The organism is Ruegeria sp. HKCCD7251, assembly GCF_013031165.1.
Taxonomy (GTDB): Bacteria; Pseudomonadota; Alphaproteobacteria; order Rhodobacterales; family Rhodobacteraceae; genus Ruegeria.
In genome coordinates this window covers 1,095,212-1,114,313 of record NZ_WPZC01000001.1, presented here as the reverse complement: position 1 = coordinate 1,114,313, position 19,102 = coordinate 1,095,212, and the positions used below count along the sequence as shown (strand labels likewise).

At 57.7% G+C, this 19,102-nt stretch carries 18 protein-coding genes and 1 tRNA gene; 12 read left to right on the top strand and 7 right to left on the bottom strand.

All coding sequences use genetic code 11. The annotated features are described in order from the left end of the window. Positions 1–389 precede the first annotated feature (389 nt). Positions 390–4,007 (top strand): vitamin B12-dependent ribonucleotide reductase, encoded by a 3,618-nt coding sequence (locus GOX75_RS05450; RefSeq protein WP_171121538.1) that lies wholly within the window; start codon positions 390–392, stop codon positions 4,005–4,007. A 298-nt stretch (positions 4,008–4,305) separates the two neighbouring features. Here GOX75_RS05450 and GOX75_RS05445 read toward each other — a convergent pair whose 3' ends face one another. Beyond that, entirely contained in the window at positions 4,306–5,850 is a 1,545-nt protein-coding gene (locus tag GOX75_RS05445; RefSeq protein ID WP_171121537.1) for a trimethylamine methyltransferase family protein, read from the bottom strand. Positions 5,851–6,265: 415 nt separating this feature from the next. Between GOX75_RS05445 and GOX75_RS05440 the strand changes: the two genes are divergently transcribed. Next, positions 6,266–6,784, top strand: coding sequence for an outer membrane protein (locus tag GOX75_RS05440; protein WP_371808160.1), 519 nt, complete (start codon positions 6,266–6,268; stop codon positions 6,782–6,784). Between the two features lie 6 nt (positions 6,785–6,790). Here the strand turns inward: GOX75_RS05440 and GOX75_RS05435 are convergent, their stop codons facing one another. Continuing rightward, positions 6,791–7,978 carry a pyridoxal phosphate-dependent aminotransferase gene (locus GOX75_RS05435; protein WP_171121535.1) on the bottom strand — a complete coding sequence of 396 codons (1,188 nt, stop codon included), beginning with the start codon at positions 7,976–7,978 and terminating at the stop codon, positions 6,791–6,793. Positions 7,979–8,243: 265 nt separating this feature from the next. Between GOX75_RS05435 and cysS the strand changes: the two genes are divergently transcribed. From cysS to GOX75_RS05420, 3 genes are read left to right on the top strand one after another with little or no spacing between them, the layout of a single operon-like run. Then, positions 8,244–9,641, top strand: a complete 1,398-nt coding sequence (gene cysS / locus GOX75_RS05430) for a cysteine--tRNA ligase (protein WP_171121534.1) — start codon at positions 8,244–8,246, stop codon at positions 9,639–9,641. Continuing rightward, positions 9,641–11,275, top strand: a complete 1,635-nt coding sequence (gene cimA, locus GOX75_RS05425) for a citramalate synthase (protein WP_171121533.1) — start codon at positions 9,641–9,643, stop codon at positions 11,273–11,275. Before cysS ends, cimA begins: the two co-directional genes overlap by 1 nt. Beyond that, positions 11,272–12,054, top strand: a complete 783-nt coding sequence (locus GOX75_RS05420; protein WP_171121532.1) for a squalene/phytoene synthase family protein — start codon at positions 11,272–11,274, stop codon at positions 12,052–12,054. The genes cimA and GOX75_RS05420 overlap by 4 nt, the downstream gene beginning before the upstream one ends. Before the next feature lie 3 nt (positions 12,055–12,057). On the opposite strand, the gene GOX75_RS05415 is transcribed toward GOX75_RS05420, so the two are convergent. After that, complete coding sequence (locus GOX75_RS05415; RefSeq protein ID WP_171121531.1) at positions 12,058–13,284, bottom strand: MFS transporter; 1,227 nt, start codon at positions 13,282–13,284, stop codon at positions 12,058–12,060. Between the two features lie 99 nt (positions 13,285–13,383). Between GOX75_RS05415 and GOX75_RS05410 the strand changes: the two genes are divergently transcribed. Genes GOX75_RS05410 through GOX75_RS05395 form a run of 4 tightly spaced genes read left to right on the top strand, consistent with a single transcriptional unit; the run spans position 13,384 to position 15,482 of the window. Continuing rightward, positions 13,384–14,016, top strand: coding sequence for a DNA-3-methyladenine glycosylase (locus tag GOX75_RS05410; protein ID WP_171121530.1), 633 nt, complete (start codon positions 13,384–13,386; stop codon positions 14,014–14,016). Further along, on the top strand, positions 14,013–14,678 hold the full coding sequence (locus GOX75_RS05405) for an alpha/beta hydrolase (RefSeq protein WP_171121529.1): 666 nt from the start codon (positions 14,013–14,015) through the stop codon (positions 14,676–14,678). The genes GOX75_RS05410 and GOX75_RS05405 overlap by 4 nt, the downstream gene beginning before the upstream one ends. Positions 14,679–14,682: 4 nt before the next feature. Continuing rightward, the gene (locus GOX75_RS05400) at positions 14,683–15,177 is read left to right on the top strand and encodes an N-acetyltransferase family protein (RefSeq protein WP_371808328.1); all 495 of its coding nucleotides are present in this window, start codon (positions 14,683–14,685) and stop codon (positions 15,175–15,177) included. Between the two features lie 2 nt (positions 15,178–15,179). Beyond that, entirely contained in the window at positions 15,180–15,482 is a 303-nt protein-coding gene (locus tag GOX75_RS05395) for a putative quinol monooxygenase (protein WP_171121527.1), read from the top strand. Positions 15,483–15,484: 2 nt separating this feature from the next. Here the strand turns inward: GOX75_RS05395 and GOX75_RS05390 are convergent, their stop codons facing one another. After that, the gene (locus GOX75_RS05390; protein ID WP_171121526.1) at positions 15,485–15,910 is read right to left on the bottom strand and encodes a VOC family protein; all 426 of its coding nucleotides are present in this window, start codon (positions 15,908–15,910) and stop codon (positions 15,485–15,487) included. Between the two features lie 31 nt (positions 15,911–15,941). Beyond that, complete coding sequence (locus GOX75_RS05385) at positions 15,942–16,547, bottom strand: pseudouridine synthase (protein ID WP_171121525.1); 606 nt, start codon at positions 16,545–16,547, stop codon at positions 15,942–15,944. A gap of 213 nt (positions 16,548–16,760) precedes the next feature. Between GOX75_RS05385 and GOX75_RS05380 the strand changes: the two genes are divergently transcribed. Further along, entirely contained in the window at positions 16,761–17,348 is a 588-nt protein-coding gene (locus GOX75_RS05380; RefSeq protein WP_171121524.1) for an HNH endonuclease, read from the top strand. Here the strand turns inward: GOX75_RS05380 and GOX75_RS05375 are convergent. Both GOX75_RS05375 and GOX75_RS05370 read right to left on the bottom strand, forming a co-directional pair. After that, positions 17,345–17,812, bottom strand: a complete 468-nt coding sequence (locus tag GOX75_RS05375) for a disulfide bond formation protein B (protein ID WP_171121523.1) — start codon at positions 17,810–17,812, stop codon at positions 17,345–17,347. The genes GOX75_RS05380 and GOX75_RS05375 overlap by 4 nt on opposite strands. Then, positions 17,809–18,387: a YqaA family protein gene (locus tag GOX75_RS05370; protein WP_171121522.1), complete on the bottom strand. Its 579-nt coding sequence runs from the start codon at positions 18,385–18,387 to the stop codon at positions 17,809–17,811. The genes GOX75_RS05375 and GOX75_RS05370 overlap by 4 nt, the downstream gene beginning before the upstream one ends. Before the next feature lie 145 nt (positions 18,388–18,532). Between GOX75_RS05370 and GOX75_RS05365 the strand changes: the two genes are divergently transcribed. After that, positions 18,533–18,618, top strand: a tRNA-Leu gene (locus GOX75_RS05365). Between the two features lie 59 nt (positions 18,619–18,677). Next, on the top strand, positions 18,678–19,061 hold the full coding sequence (locus GOX75_RS20560; protein ID WP_371808159.1) for a DUF6538 domain-containing protein: 384 nt from the start codon (positions 18,678–18,680) through the stop codon (positions 19,059–19,061). Positions 19,062–19,102 lie beyond the last annotated feature (41 nt).

Here is a 19,102-nt window from a genome sequence, read left to right as displayed (position 1 = left end):
TAATTGGTTCTCCCGAACATGAGTTCATCGGCCAAGAGTGGTGGATGAAGCTGTGGAGGAATCGGCCACGAAAGTTCGACAGTGTTCGAATGCGAACCGGTCAACAGTAAAGATTCCAAAAATGACCGAAAAATGACGTTGACGATCTATGGCTGAATGCGTCAACTTGTATGGGCCGAAGGTGGTGCCACTAAATCTGGTAGTAAATCCAGAGATGGTACAGGGCGAGGGTCGGAAAGCACAGCTATACTAACGTGCAACCGTTTGGACGGGTTGCGCTGTCATAGGCAGCGAACGGTCTTTTGCGCCCAAATTTCTGGCGCGGTCGAAGGTCTACAGTTTCGGACCTGAAACCAAAGAATAAGTTGATTGAATCTAGGGCGGCGGACATGAAGATTGACAGAAAATTCACTACATCGGGGCAGGATGCATATGCGGACCTGGACTTTGTGTCTGCAACGTCCGAGATTCGGAACCCAGACGGGACGATAGTATTTCGCCTGGATAACATTGAAGTTCCTGCCAGCTGGAGCCAGGTCGCAAGCGATGTCATTGCGCAGAAGTACTTTCGCAAAGCCGGTGTTCCGTCCAAGCTGAAAAAGGTTAAAGAGAAAGACGTTCCCGAATTCCTGTGGCGCTCGGTGCCTGCCGATGGCGCTGAATTCGACGGTGAGACGTCGTCCAAGCAGGTCTTTGACCGCTTGGCAGGTGCATGGGCGTATTGGGGCTGGAAGGGCGGCTATTTCTCGACCGAGGAAGACGCGCGCGCCTATTTCGACGAGATGCGCTATATGCTGGCCACTCAGCGCGCCGCGCCGAACAGCCCGCAATGGTTCAACACCGGTTTGCATTGGGCTTACGGCATCGACGGTCCTGCGCAAGGTCACCACTATGTCGACTATAAAACCGGAAAGCTGACAAAATCGAAGTCTGCTTACGAGCATCCGCAGCCGCACGCGTGTTTCATCCAGTCCGTCGATGATGATCTGGTGAACGAAGGCGGCATCATGGATTTGTGGGTGCGCGAGGCGCGCCTGTTCAAGTATGGCTCGGGCACCGGGACCAACTTCAGCCATCTGCGTGCAGAGGGCGAAGCGCTGTCGGGTGGCGGCAAGTCCTCGGGCCTTATGGGCTTTCTCAAGATCGGCGACCGCGCCGCTGGCGCGATCAAATCAGGCGGGACAACCCGTCGAGCAGCAAAGATGGTAATCGTCGATGCAGATCACCCGGACATCGAGCAATTCATCGAATGGAAGGTGATCGAAGAGCAGAAGGTGGCCTCGATCGTTGCCGGATCGAAGATGCACGAGAAGATGCTGAACGGCATTTTCGAGGCCATCCGCTCATGGGACGGCGCGCAGGAAGATGCATATGATCCCAACAAGAATGACAGCCTGAAGAAAGCGGTTCGCGAGGCAAAAAAGGTCGCGATCCCCGAGACTTACATCAAGCGCGTGCTGGATTATGCGCGGCAGGGCCACGACAGCATCGAATTCCCCACCTATGATACGGATTGGGATTCCGAAGCCTACAGCTCGGTTTCGGGTCAGAACTCGAACAACTCGATCCGCGTGACCAACGCGTTCCTGACTGCGGTCGAGAAAGACGCCGATTGGGAGCTGATCAATCGGACCGATGGCCAAGTCGCCAAGACCGTCAAGGCGCGCGATCTGTGGGAAAAGGTCGGCCACGCTGCATGGGCCTGTGCCGATCCGGGTATTCAGTTCCATGACACCGTCAATGAGTGGCACACATGCCCCGAGGATGGTGAGATTCGCGGCTCGAACCCGTGTTCCGAGTATATGTTCCTGGATGATACGGCCTGTAACCTGGCGTCGATGAACCTGCTGACCTTCCTCAAGGATAGTGAGTTTCAGGCGGCCGACTACATGCATGCGGCGCGCCTGTGGACCCTGACGCTGGAAATCTCGGTGACGATGGCGCAGTTCCCGTCGAAGGAAATCGCGCAGCTTTCTTATGACTTCCGTACCTTGGGTCTGGGCTATGCCAATATCGGCGGTCTGCTGATGAACATGGGCTACAGCTATGACTCGGATGAGGGTCGGGCGATCTGTGGTGCACTGACCGCGATCATGACCGGCGTGGCCTATGCGACCTCGGCCGAGATTGCGGGTGAACTGGGGCCGTTCAAGGGGTACGAGCGGAACGCGGACCACATGTTGCGTGTAATTCGTAACCACCGCCGCGCGTCGCAAGGCGTCACGACGGGTTTTGAAAAGCTGGCCGTGAAGCCGGTGCCTCTGGATCACGGCAACTGCCCCGATAAGCGTTTGGTCGATCTGGCAATGTCCGCTTGGGATGATGCCTTAAGCTTGGGCGAAAAGAACGGCTATCGCAACGCGCAGGCCACCGTGATAGCGCCGACCGGTACCATCGGGCTGGTGATGGATTGCGACACCACGGGGATTGAGCCGGACTTTGCGCTGGTCAAATTCAAAAAGCTGGCGGGTGGCGGTTACTTCAAGATCATCAACCGCTCAGTGCCGTCGGCGCTTGAAAAGCTGGGCTATTCCTCGGCGCAGATCGAAGAGATCGTGGGTCATGCGGTAGGCCATGGCACCATCGGCAACGCGCCGGGGATCAACCATACGTCGCTGACTGGTCACGGCTTTGGTCCGAACGAGCTGGCGAAAGTGGACGCTGCGCTGGAAAGCGCCTTTGACATCCGGTTCGTCTTCAACCAGTGGACGCTGGGCGAAGATTTCTGCACGGGTGTTCTGGGAATCCCAGCGACTAAGCTGAATGACCCAACCTTTGACCTGCTGCGTCACCTTGGGTTCACCAAGGCCGATATCGACGCAGCCAACGACCATGTCTGCGGGACCATGACACTGGAAGGTGCACCGCACCTTAAAGAAGAGCATTATGCGATCTTCGATTGTGCCAACCCATGCGGCAAGAAAGGCAAGCGTTTCCTTGGGGTTGATAGCCACATCACCATGATGGCCGCGGCCCAAAGCTTTATCTCGGGCGCGATCTCAAAAACGATCAACATGCCGAATGACGCGACCATCGAAGATTGCCAGAAGGCGTATGAACTGTCGTGGTCACTGGGTGTGAAAGCGAACGCGCTCTATCGTGACGGATCGAAACTGTCGCAACCCTTGGCCGCGGCGCTGGTTGAGGATGACGACGAAGCGGCCGAGGTTCTTGAAAGCGGATCGTTGCAGGAAAAGGCGACGGTGCTGGCCGAAAAGGTCATTGAAAAGGTGGTCGTCAAGGAAGTCATCCGTAGCCATCGTGAAAAACTGCCGCATCGCCGCAAGGGGTACACTCAGAAGGCGATCGTAGGGGGCCATAAAGTTTACCTGCGCACCGGTGAGTTCGAAGACGGGCAATTGGGTGAAATCTTCATCGACATGCACAAGGAAGGTGCTGGATTCCGGGCGATGATGAACAACTTTGCCATCGCGGTCTCGGTTGGCCTGCAATACGGTGTGCCGCTGGAAGAGTTTGTGGATGCCTTCACCTTTACCAAGTTCGAACCGGCGGGGATGGTGCAGGGCAACGACTCGATCAAGAACGCGACGTCGATCTTAGATTACATCTTCCGCGAACTGGCCGTCAGCTATCTGGATCGCACCGATCTGGCCCACGTAAAGCCCGAAGGTGCAACTTTCGACGATCTGGGCCGCGGTGAGGAAGAAGGTGTCTCGAATGTCTCCGAAGTCACTGATACTGCGGCATCCAAGTCGCTGGAAGTGCTGAAACAAATCAGTTCGACCGGGTATCTGCGCAAGCGGTTGCCGCAGGATCTGGCGGTGTTCAATCCCCAGGCGGATTTGTCCGGTATGGCCGAAGCTGCTGCGGCGTTTGAGACCCCTGTCGCGGAAACCGCCGTCGCAACCGGAATGGACGCCCGGACCAAAGCCAAGATGCAAGGCTATGAGGGCGATCCTTGTGGCGAGTGCGGAAATTATACGCTGGTGCGGAACGGCACCTGCATGAAATGCAACACTTGCGGGGCAACAAGCGGGTGTAGCTAAGGCAAGCGCCCCGGCAACGGGGTGTAGGGACCGCGATCTTCCCCCCGGATATCCGGTCCCGACGAATACGGAGCAAGGCACTGAGACTTACCCAAGCTGCCTTGCTCCACTCGGTCGACATGCCCGTGTCGACCGGGAACAGGGTGGGGCGGAATATTGCTCTTTCCCACTCTTTCACGGGACGGGTGCGCTCGTCCCATGCGCAGTCCAGGCCGCAGGCAAAAAAACACCGGGCGGTCAACGATATGAGCCTGGATGGCGAAACTTAAAGGGGGCTTCGGCCCCCTTTTTTCTTGGATTACGTCGGAAGGTGAATGTTGAACCGGGCGCGGATCTGGGCATCCAGCAGGGGATCAAACTGTGCAGGTGACGGGCTGGACAGGATTTCCTCTTTCCGCGCGGTCGCCTTTTCGATCAGGTCCGGCTTGCCTAGTTCGGCCCATTCTTTTGGTGATGTCCGGTCACCGAAGGTAGGATAGACATAGTCCGCCTGCATACGGCTGAGTGTTGCGTCGGTACCCAGATAGTGCCCGGGTCCGCCCATGCAAACCTCGGCGATCTGATCCAAGGCCAGCGTTTCTTCGTTCACTTCAATTCCGCGAATGCAACGCTGGGCCTGTCCGATAAGATCGTCCCCCAAGATCAGGCTTTCAAAGCAAAATCCTAGCAGCGAAGCGTGCATTCCGGCTGCTTCGTAAACCATATTAACCCCAGACAGCCCCGCCATGACATTCGAGCACATTTGCTCCCATCCTGCTTGCATGTCGGGCAATTTCGAATCCGATGCCCCGGCTGCAGCCCCGCCGGGCAGGTCGTAGAACTGGTGCATCTGGGCGCAGCCTGCGGTCAAAAGGGCCTGTTCACCCGAGCCGATGGACATGGCCCCGGTGCGCAGGTCCAAACCAAATGGCCAAGTGCCAAAAACGGCTGGTGCCCCAGGACTTACGGCATTTACGTAAACCAATCCTGCAAGACATTCCGCCGTGGCTTGCGTGATGGCACCGGCGATGGTTGAAGGTGCGGTCGCTCCGGCCATCCCTGCGGAAAGAAGAAGAACGGGCATGCCTGCTTTGATGCATTCTTCCATCACTTCGCAGCTTTCGGTGGCGAACTTCATCGGCGGCACGACAAAGCAATTCGAGTTTGAGACGAACGGACGTTCGCGCCACTTGTCCTCACCACCCGCAATCATGTGGAGCATTTCCATGGCCGGGGCGACATGGCTTGGTTCAGTGAAAGACGTGCCGATATGTTTGAAAGTTCCCGAACAGCTTGCGTAGATTGTGTTCAGGTCCATTTCCTGATTGTCGAAAATGTCACGACACACCATAGGGCGTTGAACAAAATGGATATTATCAAGTTGCTGACAAATCCGGGCTGCGTCGTGCAGGTCCTGCACGGTCGAGTCGCGATATTCGCGCCCGTGCACGTCCACCATGCTGACAGCAGCCCCGGCTGTGCCGTAGTGAACGCGAGTGCCCGAGAGTTCCAGATCGGTATTCCCGTCACGACTGCACAGGGTAACTGATCGGTTGGCATTGGCGATCGTGTCTTCAACCAACGCCCGGGGAAACCGTATGCGGCCATCATCGCCCAATGTGCATCCGGCACCGACCAGATAGTCGATCCCGCTTTGCGGGGCGTCTGCCAAACCAATCGTTTCAAGCGCGGTCAGCGCTGCGTCGTGGATTTGTTCAACCTGAGTTTGGGTCAACGGCTTGTAGGTTCCGCCCTCAAGCCCCGGACGTATGGGACGCAAATGATCCGGAAGGGCAGAGGCACGGGCGGCACGGCGCGCGGCGCGTCCGCCGCTGCGCGAATTATTACGGGATTGATCGTTCATGTTGAGATTCCGCTAGGTGGCACGTGAGGGGGGTGAATGTGGTTACACCCCCGTCGGGCGCCCTCGGGCCGCGCGTCCTCGATCCGCGCCTATTGTGCGGCTGATCAGACGGATCTTCCAAACGTCGCTTTGCATGCAGGTCCTCACCTTATGCTATCAGTCTTTCAATACAGGTCGCGACATTCTGTCCTGTTTGCGACTTTGGGGTTCAAAAACGAAATGGATGCTTGGGTGCGGATCAAAGATGCGAAAGAGTTCAATAATTTCTACCGAAACGCGGGAAATCTGTTATACTTCTGTCACTTATTTAAGAGCGGTTCGTGATCTCAATTGATTGTTAACGATTGCGACCCAGTTTTATGCGAAAGTGAACTAAATTCTCGAATTCCTTATTGAAAGGTTTTTGGTGAAAGTTGTGATACCCCGTTCGGCCCTTATCGCCACTCTGATCATAACGTGCGCTGCCCCGGCAGCAGCCGAGGATTGGAGCGGGGCCTATGCCGGGTTCAGCTTTGGGTATGCCGACGCAGATGGGCCCAATGGTTCAAGCGGCAGTGACCTGACTTTTGGTCCTCATGTCGGGTACGATCATGACTTCGGGAACTTCGTGCTTGGGGGTGAGCTGGAATATAACCGCTTGTCTCTGAATCTAGGGCAGGGTGAGGGTAGCCTGGACAGCATGACACGTCTGAAATTGCGGGGTGGATACGATTTTGGATCCGCGCTGGGGTATGTCGTGGTCGGAGCCGCGCGCGTGGATTCGACGGTCGATAATGACACCGCCGCTGTCTACGGCATTGGCGTCGCTTATCCGATCGGTGAGAACTTTGTCATCAGTGGCGAGGCGCTGCGCCAGAATTTCGACGATGTCACCCGCTCCGAAGGCGGCCTTGATTCCAACGTGTTCAACCTGCGGACGACGTTTCGGTTCTGAACACCGCTACTCGGCTGCGCGGCGGTCGGCCAGTTCACTTGCAAAGTTACAAATTGTCTGAAGCGCCGAAGCAAAGCGGTCATCGTCAATTGTCATAGCCACGCGAATGTGCCCCGCAGCAGCGTCACCGAAACTTTCACCCGGCATGACCGCGATCGCGTGCGTATCCAGCAAGGCATTGGCAAAACCTTCGCCGCTTTGACCGGTGGCTCGGATATCCAGCATCAGGTACATGGCACCTTGCGCCGGAACCAGACCAACCGTGTTTTGCGCCGCAAGAATTTCAACCGCCTTGGCGCGTCGCCTGCGAAATGGCGCGGCGATTTCCTCTTCCATTGCCACGCCAGCCGTCAACGCGAAACTGGCTGCATCCTGTATGAAACCGGGAACGCCATAGGTCGTATGGGTTGCAAGATTGATCAGATGTGAGATGACGTCCTCGGGACCAACAATCCAGCCACAACGGGAGCCTGTCATCGCATGAGATTTTGACATCGACCCCACAATCAACGTCCGTTCGACCATGTCAGGCAAGCTTCGCGGAGAGATATGGTTGCCCTCCCAAACCTGAGTGTCGTAGACCTCGTCCGAGATCAGCCACAAGTCACGCCTGCGGCAAACCTTGGCGATTTCCTCAAGTGTCTGCCGGGAATATGTCACGCCGGTCGGGTTATTGGGCGTATTGATCAGCAATGAGACCGCACCTTTGGCCGCTTCGTCGATCCGCTCGGCGCGGGGTTGAAAGGCATCGTCCGCGGTGGTTTGCACCGGGCGGGCAATTGCGCCTGCGCCACGGATCGTACCGGGATACGTGGCGTAGTATGGATCGAGAAACAACCCGACGTCACCCGGATTGCAGACCGCAACATGGGCGGCAAACAGTGCGGCTTGGCCCCCTGGCGTGATCAGGACGTTGCGGCGCGAAGTGGGTACGCCTGTGCGGGCCTGAACGCGGGCCGCGACCGTATCACGCAACAAATCTGTGCCAGGGACCATCGCGTATCCGGTGTGACCTTGCCGGGCAGACAGGTCCATTGCCTGCAGGATTGAATGGTTGGTGCGAATGTCATGTTCGCCAATAGTCAGCTCAGTAATTGCGTGGCCCTCACTGATCATCCGGCGCGCACGATAGAACACATCCCAGCCGTCGTTGCCGCCCGGGGTTAGATGAGTGATACGCTGCGACAGTTTCATGGCACGCTCCTGTGGTGGTCTTTTGGGCTGAAAGGGCCAGAGGGCGTTTCAATTGTCAATCGAATACCCGCCGGATCGTGGGGACTTGGCGAGAGGGATGCTGCGTGATAATCAGGGTGTCATGAACCGGATGACCTGCATCATTATTTGCTGCATTTCCTGCTGATTATTCAAGCGGGCCGGTTTCTTTCGTTTTCATCCCTGAGACAAGTTGCTATGCCCGCGCCAACGCGACACAGCCCATGCTGTTCTGAGGAGCCGACCGATGAAGACGATCAAACTGCACAACACAAGGACGCGGACGAAAGAGGATTTCGTGCCGATCAGCGCCGACAATGTGCGGATGTATGTCTGTGGTCCCACGGTCTATGACCGTGCCCATCTGGGCAATGCGCGGCCAGTGGTGGTGTTTGATGTGCTGTATCGGTTGCTGCGCCATGTCTATGGCGCGGATCACGTGACCTATGTGCGCAATTTCACTGACGTGGATGACAAGATCAACGCCACGGCCTTGGCGCGGCAAAAAGCAGGTTCGCCAGGCACGTTGGAGCAATTGGTACAAGAACGTTCGGACGAAACGATTGGCTGGTATCTGCACGATATGGGCGCTTTGGGCGCGCTTGAACCGAACGAGATGCCGCGCGCGACCGAGTATATCCCGCAGATGATCGCGATGATCGAAGGGTTGATTGACAAAGGCCACGCTTATGTCGCCGAGGGGCATGTTCTGTTCGCTGTGGATAGCTGGAAAGAGCGTTACGGCGCGCTGTCGGGCCGCTCGGTCGATGACATGATCGCTGGGGCGCGGGTCGAGGTTGCGCCCTACAAGAAGAATCCGATGGATTTCGTGCTGTGGAAACCGTCAAGCGATGAACTGCCGGGTTGGGACAGCCCATGGGGGCGCGGGCGTCCGGGATGGCATATTGAGTGCTCGGCTATGAGCTATGAACTGTTGGGTGAATGTTTCGACATTCATGGCGGTGGCAATGACTTGATGTTCCCGCATCATGAGAACGAGATCGCACAAAGCTGCTGCGCGCACCCCGAGGGCGAGTTCGCTCGGGTCTGGCTACATAATGAGATGTTGCAGGTCGAGGGTAAGAAGATGTCCAAATCGCTGGGCAATTTCTTTACCGTCCACGATCTTTTGGATCAGGGTGTGCCGGGTGAAGTGATCCGGTTTGTGTTCTTACAAACGCATTACCGCAAGCCGATGGACTGGACCGAGAAGAAAGCGCGCGAGGCCGAAGCGACGCTGCGCAAATGGCGGGCGCTGACAGCGGGCATCGAGCCCGCCGCCAGCGCGGCCCCCTCGGTGATCGCGGCGCTGAGTGATGATCTGAACACGGCGGGGGCTCTTACGGAACTGCACCGTTTGGCATCGGATGGTGATGCCGCCGGGCTGTTGGCCAGTGCACGGGTTCTGGGGTTGTTGGAGCCTGAGATGGGTGATTGGGCCGATACGGGCTCGGCAGATCTTTCGGGCCATGCAGCACGTCTGGCCGATGCGCGAGTCGAAGCGATGCAAAGCAAGGACTTCTCGGAAGTGGACCGGCTCAAGGCGGCCTATGTCGCGGCAGGGCTCGAAGTGCGGATGAGCAAGGACGGTGTGGATCTTGTACCCGGCGCGGGTTTCGATGCGACCAAGTTGGAGGGTGTGTGATGTCGAAGGAACGGCTTTATCTCTACGACACCACACTGCGCGACGGGCAGCAGACGCAGGGGGTGCAGTTCTCGACCTCTGAAAAGGTGCAGATCGCCAAGGCTCTGGACGAGTTGGGTGTGGACTATATCGAAGGCGGCTGGCCCGGTGCGAACCCCACCGACAGCGCGTTTTTTGAGGTTGCGCCACAGACCTCGGCCCGGTTGACGGCGTTTGGGATGACCAAACGATCGGGCCGGTCGGCCGAGAATGACGATGTGCTGGCCGCTGTGATGAATGCGGGCACGCAAGCCGTCTGTCTGGTGGGCAAGTCGCATGACTACCACGTGACTCACGCGCTTGGGACCACGCTGGAGGAGAATGTCGAGAATGTCAGAGCCTCGGTCGCGCATATTGTGGCACAGGGGCGCGAGGCGTTGTTCGATGCTGAGCATTTCTTTGATGGCTATAAGGACAATCCCGGCTATGCGGTTCATGTCTGCCGGGCCGCGTTGGAGGCAGGCGCCCGTTGGGTCGTGCTTTGTGACACGAACGGCGGCGCGCTGCCTGCCGAGGTTTCACGCATTGTGGCCGAGGTGATCGCCGCAGGGCTGCCGGGCGACCGGTTGGGCATCCACACCCACAACGATACGGAAAACGCGGTAGCCTGTTCGCTGGCCGCCGTGGACGCAGGCGCACGCCAGGTGCAAGGCACGCTGAACGGGCTGGGAGAGCGGTGCGGCAATGCGAACCTGACCGCCTTGATCCCGACCTTGTTGCTGAAAGAACCCTATGCCTCGCAGTTTGAAGTCGGCGTCAGTGCGCAAGCGCTGGCCGGTCTGACGCGGATCAGCCGGATGCTGGATGATATTCTGAACCGGGTGCCCAGCAAGCAGTCGGCCTATGTGGGGGCTTCGGCTTTTGCGCATAAGGCGGGGCTGCACGCCAGCGCGATCCTCAAGGATCCATCGACCTATGAGCATGTGGATCCGGGTGCGGTTGGTAATGCGCGGATCATTCCGATGTCCAATCAGGCGGGGCAATCGAACCTGCGAAAACGCCTGACCGAGGCGGGGTTGTCAGTGGATAAAGGCGACCCGGCATTGGGGCGTATCCTTGATCGGATCAAGCAGCGCGAGGCTGAGGGCTATTCCTACGACACTGCTCAGGCGAGCTTCGAATTGCTGGCGCGGGTCGAACTGGGGCAATTGCCAGCGTTCTTTGAGGTCAAGCGATACAAGGTCACGGTCGAGCGGCGCAAGAACAAGTACAACAGGATGGTCAGCCTGTCCGAGGCCGTGGTCGTGGTGAAGGTCGACGGCGAAAAGAAGCTGTCGGTTAGCGAGTCTTTGGACGAGGATGGCAGCGATCGCGGCCCGGTGAACGCGCTGGCCAAAGCGCTGGCGAAGGATCTGGGGCAATATTCGCAGGTGCTGGCGGATATGCGGTTGGTGGACTTTAAGGTGCGCATTACGCAAGGCGGGACCGAGGCTGTCACCCGCGTCATCATCGACAGCGAAGACGGGCAGGGGCGGCGTTGGTCCACTGTGGGCGTCAGCGCGAACATAGTCGATGCCTCGTTCGAGGCACTTTTGGATGCGATTCAGTGGAAACTGGTTCGCGATTGTGGACCGCAGACGGCGGTGGCCGAGTGAGCGCTGCCTTCGACGATGACGTAAAGGCCTGTGCCGCACTGGTGCATCGCGCCGACCCGGATCGGTTTATGGCGGCAATGGCTGCCCCTGTCACAGCACGGGCGGTTCTGTTTCCGATCTATGCGTTGAATGTCGAAGTCGCCCGCGCACCATGGGTCACGCAGGAACCCATGATTGCCGAAATGCGCCTTCAATGGTGGCGTGACGCTTTGCAGGAGATTGCCGAGGGGCAGGCGGTACGCAGGCATGAGGTCGTGACGCCTTTGTCCCGTATTCTGTCGCCGCATTTGGCGGCTCAGTTGGATGAATATGTGGCCGTAAGGCGTTGGGATATCTACCGTGATCCGTTTGAGGATCAGGCGCATTTTGAGTCTTATTTCAACCATAGCGCCGGAACTTTGATTGTCGCGTCCGCGCAGGCGTTGGGCGAGGCGGACGAACAGGTTCTGCGCAATTTCGGTTATGCAGTGGGTGTCGCGAACTGGTTGCGGGCGATCCCCGAGCTTGAGGCGCGCGGGCGTGTTCCCCTGTTGGATGGAACACCGGACGGGGTGCAGCAATTGGCAAAGTCGGCACTGGATCGACTTCACGCCGCCCGCGCTCAGCGATCTGCTGTCTCAAACGAAGCGCGTCCGGCCCTGTACGCCGGTTGGCAGGCAGAATGGGTGTTGCGGCAGGCGATTGCGCAACCAGATCGCGTCGCCGCTAGTGCGCTGGCGCAAGGTGAAATCCGGCGTAGGCTGTCACTGATGTGGAACGTCGCCCGGGGGCGCTGGTAACGGTCAGGCCGTTTCCGGTTCAGTCGGGCGCAGGACCAGCCACAGCAACGCGCCCCCAGCCAAAGTCAACAGCGGGATCATGGCAAGGTTGACGGCAGTCCACCCCTCAACCGGGGACCCGCCCGAACAGTTCATCAACCCGCCCGAGGACAAAGAGGCTAACGTCACACCGCCGAACACCAACAGGTCGTTCAGGCCCTGCATCCGACCGCGTTCATTTACGTCGTGTGAGGCGGCCAGCATCGTGGTTGCCCCGATAAAGCCGAAATTCCAGCCGACACCCAGCAAGATCAGGGCAATAAAGAAGTTTTCAAGTTCAACGCCTTGCAAGGCCACGATACCCGCACCGCCCAGAATGGCGAGGCCAAGCGCAACGATCTTTTCGACCCCGAAACGTGCGATCAACTGGCCGGTGAAGAAACTGGGAATATACATGGCCAACACGTGACCGGTTACCACATCCGCCGCATCATTCGCCGAGTATCCGCAGCCTACGACAGCCAGCGGGGTCGAAGTCATGACAAGGTTCATCAGCGCGTAGGACACCATCGCACAGATGACGGCCACGGCGATGCGCGGCGTCTTTAGCATCTCAAGCCGGGTTCTGCCCCTTGGTGTGCCTTTCTCGGCCATGTTGGGGGTTGGGGTGTCCAGAAAGAAGAACAGACCTGAACCAACAACGTTCAAAGCAATCACAGCCAGATAAGTACCGAGAAAAGGGATGACATATGCCGTCGAGGTAAGCTTGACGATCTGAGGCCCGATGATTGCTGCAACCAGACCGCCTGCCATAACGTAAGAAATTGCCTTGGGGCGAAACTCATCCGAGGCCGTGTCTGCAGCGGCAAAGCGATAGAAGCCGTGCGCGCTCATGTAGATGCCGGTCAGAAGGCTTCCAAAAAGAAACACTGGGAAAGACCCAAGGTACAGCCCATACGCGCCGACAAGCCCGCCTAGGGCACCGGCCGTTGCCCCCAAAAGAAAACCCGCGCGCCGGCCCCAGCGTTGCATGATCGCGGAGATCGGCGTAGCCGCCAGCATTGACCCCAGCACGATCAACGAAATCGGAAGTGTTGCCAGGCAAGCGTTGGTTGCCAGAGACTGCCCCGCCAATCCAGCGACGATAAAGATAATCGGCAGTTGCGCGCCAAGCACGGCTTGCACCGCGACCAGCACAGCGACGTTGCGCTTGGCCACACTATCATTTGGGGAAGAGGCGGTCATTGTCATGTGCCTATGCGTATCCGTGAAAAGCGTGGCATACAAGCGGGTTGCATATACGGCAAAGCAGCCTAACGTGCTCGTGATTATTCAGCCCCCGGAGCGCACATGTCCGTCGGACGTATCATCGAAACCAATGACTGTGTCAGCGAGGGTGCCGTGTGGCTGGCCAGCGCTTGCCCGCGTATGGCTTACGCGTTGAATCAGGTGGGGCCGTTGCCTCTGCGTCGGCGACCGGACGGATTCGCTCAACTGCTTAGCGCGATTGTCAGTCAGCAGGTCAGCGTGGCCTCGGCCAATGCGATCTGGAAACGCTTGCAGGATGCGAAACTAACCGGCCCGCGCAAGATAATGTGGGCCACGGATGACGATCTGCGCGCCGTCGGATTGAGCCGACAGAAAATACGCTATGCCCGCGCGCTGGCGGAGGCACGTATAGATTACAAAGCGTTGCGGGATGCCCCAAACGACGAAGTTGTCGCGATCCTTACCGAGGTTTCGGGCATTGGCGTCTGGACCGCCGAGATCTACGCGATGTTTTCGCTGGGCCGAGCGGATGTGATCGCGCCCGGTGATCTGGCCCTGCAAGAGGCCGCGCGTATTCTCTATGACCTGCCCAAGCGTCCAACCGACAAAGAACTGAGACAAATGGCCGAGGCGTGGTCGCCTTGGCGGTCGGTTGCGGCGCGGGTGCTGTGGGCCTATTACCGGGTGGCAAAGGAACGAGAAGGGATCAGATGACTCGAGTATTAAATGCGCTCCGAAAAGAGCCGGTTTCGGGCGACACGCGCTCGGTCGTGGTATTTGTGCATGGTTATGGGGCCAATGGCGCAGACCTGCTGGGGATCGCGGATGTACTGGGCGAACACCTGCCCGACACGCTTTTCGTGGCGCCTGATGCACCGGAACAAATCCCGGGAATGCCGAATGGTTACCAGTGGTTCCCGATCCCGTGGATTGACGGATCGTCCGAGGAAGAAGCACGGCGCGGAATGGCGATGGCGGTTGAGGATTTCAACGCGTTTCTCGATGCGCTGATGGTGGACGAGGACGTTCTGCCCGAACAGGTGGTTCTGTTTGGGTTTTCGCAAGGCACGATGATGAGCTTGTATGTCGCCCCCCGCCGCGAAGACCCGGTGGCCGGGATCGTAGCCTTCTCGGGCCGTTTGCTGGAGCCAGACCTACTACCCGATGAAACCGTCAGCCGGATGCCGATCCTTCTGGTACATGGAGATGCGGATGACGTGGTTCCACCGCAATCCTTGCCCGAGGCGGCCGAGGCGTTGCAGGCCGCCGATTTCAAAGAGGTTTTTGCCCATGTCATGAAAGGCACTGGCCACGGTATCGCGCCCGACGGCCTCAGCGTTGCGCTGGCCTTTATGCGCGACAAGCTGAGCCTCTGACCCCGTGATCGCGGTCCGTCCGATGATGCGAGAGGACGTGGCAGTTGCCTGCCATGTCCTCAACCAAATCATAGACATCGGCGGCATGACCGCACATGAAATCCCGTATTCCGAGGCCTTATTCACGCAAAGCTACTTTGATGGGCCGGACAAGATCTGTTGCCATGTCGCGCTTGATGAACAGGGCGAAGTCGCCGGCTTTCAATGGTTGGGTTTGAACGAAGCTCTGCCCAACGGATGCGCCGACATCGCCACATTCACGCGCCGAGAGCCTCTGTTGAAGGGTGCAGGGCGGGCGTTGTTTGCCGAGACTTCGAAACATGCCGGGGCGCTCGGGCTGCGGGCGATCAACGCGACGATAAGGGCCGATAACCGGCAGGGGTTAAGCTATTACGAAAAATTGGGGTTTCAGGATTGCTCGGTCTCTTATGGTGTTCCTCTTAGGGACGGTACCCCGGTGGATCGGATTTCCAAACGGTTTGAATTGAGAAAGGGCTAAGAATGCTGGTTGTCACAGGAACGGTTGAAGTTGCGCCGGAAGGTGTTGAAAAGGCTGAGAAAGCGGCTTTGGAAATGGTGGCGGAAACGGTCAAGGAAGCAGGCTGCATCACCTATGAGTTCAGTCAGGTCCTAGGCCACACCAACCGGTTCCGCGTGTATGAGGAATGGGAAAGCCAAGCTGCACTCGAGGCGCACTTTGCCGCTCCGCATATGGCCGCGTTTCGGGCGGCATTGGGCGAAGCAGGGGTGACGTCTAGCGATATCTGCCGCATCGTCGGGGGCGAAAAGCAACCCCTTCGCTAAGTCTAGCCCCAAAGGTGAGGTTCGGCGAATTCCACCGAGTTTCCAGCCGGGTCACGGATATAGAGTGAGCGCGCGCCATTCGGCCAGTCGAACTCGGCCTCAATGGGTACATTCCAGTCCAGCAGATGTTTGCGCATCACTTGTATCTGCGCGCGTGGCATGGACAGGCAGACATGCCCGGGCCCGCGTGCCCCGTGGGGCGGAACAGGAAGGTCCAGGTTCGTTGGGGCCTTTTCAGTTTCATCCGCATTGAAGATCAGCAAAACCGTTGCACCGAGGCGGTAGAAAACATGGCGGTCGGTGACACGTTGAATTTTCTCCAGCCCCAATATTTCACCATAGAACCGTTCTGCTGAATCCAGATCATCGACGTAAAGTGCGGCCTCCAGAACACCTTGTGCTCTTGGTATGTCTGGTGTGACTTTCATGGCGTAAGTCTATCACAAAACGCGGTTTTTGTCACCGGCGCGGGCGGCGGTCCCGTTTGCGCTGAGGCGCGACATCGATTGCAGGTGCAGGCAGGCTGTCCCATTGGCCCGGTTCCAGCCCGTCAAGTGTCCAGTCTCCGATGCGGGCCCGGATTAGGCGCAGGGTTGGGTGGCCAACCGCGGCCGTCATCCGGCGGACCTGCCGGTTCTTACCCTCGCGCAGGGTCAATTCGATCCAGCAATCAGGCACTGTCTGACGAACCCGTATCGGAGGTGTGCGCGGCCACAGCCGGTCGGGTTCATCCATCAGGCGTGCCTTTGCGGGGCGGGTCAAACCGTCCTTCAGTTCGACCCCGTTCCTCAGCGCCTTCAGCGCGGAAGCATCGGGCAGACCTTCAACCTGAACCCAATAGGTTTTTAGCATCTTGTGCTGCGGGTCAGATATCTGCGCCTGCAACCGGCCATTGTCGGTCAGCAGCATCAACCCTTCGCTATCGCGATCCAATCGTCCGGCGGGATAAACGCCGGGTAAATCAATGAAGTCAGACAAGGTGCTGCGAGGCGAATCTGCATTGGCGCGATCGGTGAATTGCGGCAACACGTCGAAAGGTTTGTTGAAGCGGATGAACCAGGACATAAGTCACGCCATAGCCCGAGCGACACAGGCAACGCAACCTGTGGATAACTGTCACGTGCCTGTTACTTAGGCAGCTTACCCCATGCCCGAGATATTGTGGAAACTCAGGGCTTGTCAGAGTTTTAACACGATATATAGTTGAGTTAAGGCCGGGGCGGGTGTTCCCCGCTCTGATGTCAAAACGGGCAGAGCAGAGCGAGGAGCGATTCTGATATGGATGGAGACTTCAGAACCGAATTTGTCAGGGAACCCGGTGCGCTAAAGCATCATCCGGCATTGGTTTTGAACGCCGATTACCGCCCCTTGTCCTATTACCCACTGTCATTGTGGCCCTGGCAGGAGGCGATCAAGGCGGCCTGGCTTGACCGGGTGGACATCGTCGCAGAATATGACGAAGTCGTGCGAAGCCCGAGTACCGAGATACGAATACCCTCGGTCGTTGTCCTCAAAGATTATGTAAAACCCAGAAAGCGCGTGGCCTTCACGCGCTTTAATTTATTTCTGAGGGATGAGTTCCGTTGCCAATACTGCGGCGCACGCGGAGACCTGACGTTTGACCACGTCGTCCCTCGCGCGGCAGGTGGCGTGACAAGCTGGCAAAACGTTGTGGCAGCGTGCAGCCCCTGCAACTTGAAGAAGGGGTCAAAATCGTTGCGTCAGGCCGGGATGGCGTTGCGCAAGCCCCCACGTCAACCGGACGCCGAGGCGCTTCGGAATATCGGTCGGAAATTCCCGCCAAACCACCTGCACGATAGCTGGATTGATTTTCTGTACTGGGATGCAGAATTGGATGAGTTTTAATCGCTGGCGCGTCGCGCTGCGAGCCAGATCATAACCAGCACAGCCGAGATAGCCGCATTCCAGCCGGCCATGGATAAACCCAGAAACTCCCACGGGATGTCGTCACAGCGTACCAATGGGGCAGACATGATCTGGTCCATCAGTTCTTGTGTGGACAGGCCTCCAATGTCTCCTGAAGTGCAGCTTGACGGGCCTTCCCACCATTTCTGCTCTACGCCTGCGTGAAAAACGCCAATGGCGGCGGTTGTCATCGCTGCAAGAGCACCCAATACCGGAAGCAACGTGTTACGGGGCAGGGCTAGCGCCAATACACCAATCAAAACGGCCGCCCCATGCGGGTATCGCTGCCAGATGCACATCTTGCAGGGCAGCAGTCCACCCAAATACTGAAAACCCCAGGCCCCAAGTAAAAGCGCAGCGGAGCCTCCGGCGGCGATCAGGACATAAAGGTTTCGACGCGTCATAGGTACTTCACCGCAATAAACCCGCCAAACAGCAGGATGATAAACAGCGTGAACATGAGGCCAAGGCGCTTTTCGATAAAGGCGCGAATGGGTTCCCCGAATCCCCATAGCAGCCCTGCCACAACGTAAAAGCGCAAAGCACGCGCCAGAATAGACGTCGCGACGAAGGTGCCCAAGGGCATACCGGTCCACCCGGACATGATCGTAATGACCTTGTAGGGAAACGGAGTCACTCCCGCGCCGAGAACGGCCCAGAATCCGAAATCGTTGAATCGCGTGTTGAATTCCTCCATGGCGTGCGCCTTGCCCATGGATTCCAGAATGGGCTGTCCAATGCTTTCATAGAAAAACGCACCAATGGCATAACCCAGCAATCCGCCCAATACCGAAGCAACCAAGGCAACGGTCGCGATCAACCACGCGCGCGACGGTCGGGCGATGATCATTGGAATCATCAGTACGTCGGGGGGAATCGGAAAAAACGAGCTTTCGATAAAGGCAACCACGGCCAGCGCCCACAGCGCGTGCGGATGTTCGGCCAGACGAATGGTCCAGTCATAAAGCGATCGCAACATTAGGTGCTAAAATCCTGTTGGTTTGATGTTCAAGCAAAATCACGGGCCAGATGTGTCGTCAACCTACCGGAGGAAAACAATCTGGCGTTGGAGTGTTTTTTGCCTCTGGACGTTCCGGTTCTTGGGCGATAATTCAGTGACCGTGGCCCAAGTGGCGGAATGGTAGACGCAGGGGATTCAAAATCCCCCGCCTTCACGGGCGTGAGAGTTCGAGTCTCTCCTTGGGCACCACATCCTTGAAAATCAGAGGGTTTCCTCGCCGGATGTAACGGTAAAGGAGCCATATTTCTATGGATGTACGGGCACCCAAAGGGCTGTTTAAACGAGGCAAGGGATACGCACTAAGAGTTGCGGTTCCGGCTGAATATCAAAGAATCGTCGGTAAAAAGGAGATTGTCAGGGGACTAGGAACCCAAGACCTAGGTGAAGCATTGGTCAAACGGAAAGAGGTTCTCACTCAGATTGTATCCGAATTGTCTGACGGCAATCTTCCAGATACGGCTGCTGAGTTGGGTAAGGTTGCTAGGTCGTTTGATAGAAACACTGTCCGCGACACCGCACACCGCTGGCTAGGTGAAGCGGATGGGATCAAGAATTCAACCAAGGCTAGGTATCGACAGCACCCTGAGGCTTTCGAAGCCTACACGGGTAACATACCCTCTGCCTTTACGTGATCCCTGCAATGCGCCCAGAGCATACCGCTGTTGGGCCAGCT